Source organism: Dietzia sp. E1 (genome assembly GCF_014145015.1).
GTDB classification, from domain to species: domain Bacteria; phylum Actinomycetota; class Actinomycetes; order Mycobacteriales; family Mycobacteriaceae; genus Dietzia; species Dietzia cinnamea_A.
Genome location: NZ_JAALDU010000222.1, coordinates 1 through 2,638, shown reverse-complemented (window position 1 = coordinate 2,638; position 2,638 = coordinate 1). Strand labels below are relative to the sequence as shown.

Below are 2,638 nucleotides of genomic sequence, written 5' to 3'. Positions count from 1 at the left end.
CGCCAACCCCAATAGCGCCTTGTTCAGCAGTCTCCTAGGCGCACGGTCTCGGCGTCCGGGCTGTGGGCGGTCGGTCCACCCGACTCGGCAGTCCGGCCGAAGAAGCGTCCGGTCCGACGTAGGCTGACGCAGATGACGACGCGACACGGTGGGGTGGACGGATGACCCAGGGATCGACCTGGTCGGCCCGCCCGAGCGTGCCCCGGACCGGACGTCTCTCGGCGGAGGACTGGGCCCGCGCCGGCCTCGACCTGCTCATGACCGAGGGCAGGTCCGCGGTCAAGATCAGCCGCCTGTGCGCGGACTTCGGCGTCACCAAGGGCAGCTTCTACTGGCACTTCGCCGATTTCGACGCACTCATGGCCGCGGTGGCCCGACTCTACTTCTCACAGGAGATGGACGCCGCCCGCGGGCTGGTCACCATGGAGGAGATGCCGCCCGAGCAGCGGCTGGAGACGATGAGCGCGCTGCTGGTGGAATCGCGCGCCTGGGAGGGCGAGGCCGCCATTCGCGAGTGGGCCCGCGCGGACGAGACCGTCGCCGAGGCGGTGGCCGAGCTGGACCGGCGCATCCTGCGGGTGGTCCACGACGCGTTCGTCGAGCTCGGCTTCTCCGAACGCGAGGCGCGGATCCGCGCCGGCGTCCTGGTGTACGCGGGGATCGGGTTCGTCTACGGGCGGTCTGCCCTGCCGGTGCCGACCGTGGAGGAGATCCACGACGTCCTCGCGCTCCTGATCCGTCGGGACCCCTGACGCGCCGAGGCCGGCGGCGCGTTCAGTACGCGACGCGTACCGTGAGGCCCCTCCGCTTGATCCGGGCGGAGAAATCGGCGACGGTTCCGCAGTCTTCGCCGTCGATCTGGAACGCGGCCGGCTTCTCGAGGATGCGCGCGGTGACCCCCACGCCCTGGCGGAAATCCACCGGGCGGGTCTCATGACGCTCGGGCTCGTGGGACGAACCGCCGCGGCGGCGCAGCGCGCTGAGGCGGTGCCGGACGGTGTGCTGCGCGAGGACCGCGCCGGCCTGCGCCCACCCGATCGCGCCCTTCGCGCGCAGGGCCATCACGTCGAGCAGTCCGTCGTCGATCACCGCGTCCGGCAGCAGCACCATCCCCGCCTGCAGCATCCCGCAGTTCGCCACGAGCAGGGTCCGCGCGCGGGTCTGGATCCGCGGGCCGTCGTCGAGGGAGTAGTCCACCCTGATCCTGTGCCCGCGCAGCAGGGTCGAGGCGAAGGCGCCCACGTAGGCGAACCAGCCCACCCGCGCCTTGAGGTCGTCGTCCGTGCCGGCGATCATGTCGGCGTCCATCCCTGCACCGAGCATCACCAGGAACACGTCGTCGTGGGACTCGCCCTCGCCGTCCGTGTAGCGGACCTCGCCGATGTCGATGGCGCGGCTGCGGCCGGTCATGGCCACCCGCAGCGCACGGTCGACGTCGTCCAGGGGGATGTCGAGGTTGCGGGCCAGCAGGTTGCCGGTACCGAGGGGGACCACGCCCATCGGCACCGTGGTGCCGATCAGTCCCTGTGCGACCGAGCGCACGGTGCCGTCGCCGCCGCACGCGATCACCAGACCGGCGCCCTGCGCCGCCGCCTCGGCGGCCTGACCGGTGCCGGGGTCGTCCTCCGTGGTCTCGTAGAAGACGGGGTCGGCCCACCCGTGCCGGGACGCCCGTGCCGTGGCGCGACGGCGCACCTCGTCGACTCCGACCTTGGTGGGGTTGTAGACGACGGCGAGGCGGGACGAGGCTGGAGACACGGCACCAATCTGTCAGAAAGCCGGACCTGCCGCCATTCGCGACCGGCCCGGGCGATTTGGTATGCGGCGTCCGCCGCCTATACCCTTGGGGCCGAAGTTTGAACGCTCGGAGGTCCAGGCTCCCGGGCGCCTGATCAAGTTTCACCGAAGACCGCAGGTCGCCATTCCCGCCGGGGGTGGTCGAAGGGTCCGGGAGCGCCCGGACGGCCCGCGCAGGAGAACACCGGTCAGCGTAGACGACAGCGCGCCCTCGGGCCCGCCTCCTCCACGCCCCGTGCCGCCTGCGCACGGGGCGTTCGTATCTCTCCCGGGCGAGATGATGCAGAAAGGAGGCGAAACATGGCAAAGCCCGCAAAGGTCCAGGCCGTCGAGGAGATCAAGCAGCACTTCCAGAACTCCTCCACCGCCGTGGTCACCGAGTACCGCGGACTCTCCGTTCCCCAGGTGACCGAGCTGCGCAAGACGCTGGGTGACGCGGCCACGTACACCGTGGCCAAGAACACCCTGGTCAAGCGTGCGGCCGAGGAAGCCGGAGTCGAGGGTCTCGACGACCTCCTGTCCGGCCCCACCGCCATCGCGTTCGTCACCGGTGAGGTCGTGGACGCCGCCAAGGCGCTCAAGAACTTCGCCAAGGACAACAAGGCGCTCGTCATCAAGGGCGGCGTCATGGACGGCGCCCCGCTGTCCGCCGACGAGCTCGACAAGATCGCCGAGCTCGAGTCCCGCGAGGTCCTGCTCGCGAAGATGGCCGGTGCCCTCAAGGGCAACCAGGCCAAGGCCGCCGGCCTGTTCAACGCGCCCGCCTCGCAGCTGGCACGTCTGTTCGCGGCGCTCCAGGACAAGAAGAACTGATCCACCCCACATGCTTCCGGGCCGTCTG

The 2,638-nt window shown here is 70.6% G+C and carries 3 protein-coding genes; 2 read left to right on the top strand and 1 reads right to left on the bottom strand.

Annotation, left to right across the window (positions count from 1 at the left end; all coding sequences use genetic code 11):
- The first annotated feature begins 161 nt into the window (after positions 1 to 161).
- Positions 162 to 752, top strand: a complete 591-nt coding sequence (locus G6030_RS08510; protein WP_182642833.1) for a TetR/AcrR family transcriptional regulator — start codon at positions 162 to 164, stop codon at positions 750 to 752.
- 22 nt (positions 753 to 774) lie between these two features.
- Here G6030_RS08510 and G6030_RS16870 read toward each other — a convergent pair whose 3' ends face one another.
- Complete coding sequence (locus G6030_RS16870; RefSeq protein WP_182642832.1) at positions 775 to 1,758, bottom strand: diacylglycerol kinase family protein; 984 nt, start codon at positions 1,756 to 1,758, stop codon at positions 775 to 777.
- Between the two features lie 339 nt (positions 1,759 to 2,097).
- Here G6030_RS16870 and rplJ point away from each other — a divergent pair, with 339 nt between their 5' ends.
- Complete coding sequence (rplJ, locus tag G6030_RS08500; RefSeq protein ID WP_061228426.1) at positions 2,098 to 2,610, top strand: 50S ribosomal protein L10; 513 nt, start codon at positions 2,098 to 2,100, stop codon at positions 2,608 to 2,610.
- The last annotated feature ends 28 nt before the right edge of the window (positions 2,611 to 2,638 follow it).

Bases quoted from the DNA above. Each gene is read 5' to 3' on its own strand.
- G6030_RS08510 (WP_182642833.1), top strand. From the start codon at position 162: ATGACCCAGGGATCGACCTGGTCGGCCCGCCCGAGCGTGCCCCGGACC.
- rplJ (WP_061228426.1), top strand. From the start codon at position 2,098: ATGGCAAAGCCCGCAAAGGTCCAGGCCGTCGAGGAGATCAAGCAGCAC.